Genomic DNA, 806 nt, shown 5'->3' with positions numbered 1-806 from the left:
AGTTAACGCTCATATTCCAAGAGTCAGCGAATGGTTGGTTATATCGTGCGTAATAAAAAGGACCTGCCATTTGGCAGGTCAAGTCCCTGTGGAGCAAGTTATGGGGGAGAAATTCAAGGTCGAGCTTGAATAAGGGGGAGGTAAACCTAAGCTGCGATTTCTTCCGCTGGCTTCATGTGAGAAGACACATTCAAGCTCAGCAAGCGACACGCATTGATTTCACCCATGCCTTCGATGGAGTCGAGTTGGGTCATCAAAATGGAGGAAATATGTGCTTCGTTGGCCTTTTGACGTAAGCATTCCACTAACTGCGGAGCGAGATCGACGTGGCGTTCTGCTGCTTTGAAATACAAAGGTTCAACACCGCGTAGAATGGTCATTTGTGCAAGTAAAGCTGGGTTGTCGCTCAGGGCCCAAATCTTAGTTTTACTTTGGCAGCGAGACATCAACAGCGGCGTTTCACCATGTTGGGTTAAAATCGCAACGCCAAGATCTTGATGAACGCGAGAAGCCGAAATCATTGATGAAAGCGCGAAACTTTTGCCTGGGTTAGAACATAAGTGTTGCAGAGTATCCCAGCAGTCATGGTTACATTCCAGCTCGTGCTCTGCACCTTGTGCGATGCGAACCATGGCTTCGACCGCTTCGATTGGGTATTTGCCCGCCGCCGATTCCGCCGACAGCATCACGGCGTCTGTTCCGTCGATAATCGCGTTTGCCACGTCTAACACTTCAGCGCGAGTTGGGAGAGGATTCTCGATCATCGATTCCAACATCTGGGTGGCGGTAATGACTGGCTTACCCCA

Annotated in this window: 1 protein-coding gene; it reads right to left on the bottom strand. The window is 49.6% G+C overall.

The features are described from left to right. Positions 1-146: 146 nt before the first annotated feature. Positions 147-806, bottom strand: a 660-nt coding sequence (locus R8O11_RS26615) for a pyruvate kinase (protein WP_318194794.1), incomplete at its 5' end; no start/stop codon positions are given.

Source organism: Vibrio sp. 1288 (assembly GCF_033344475.1).
This window is presented reverse-complemented; position numbering and strand designations above follow the sequence as displayed.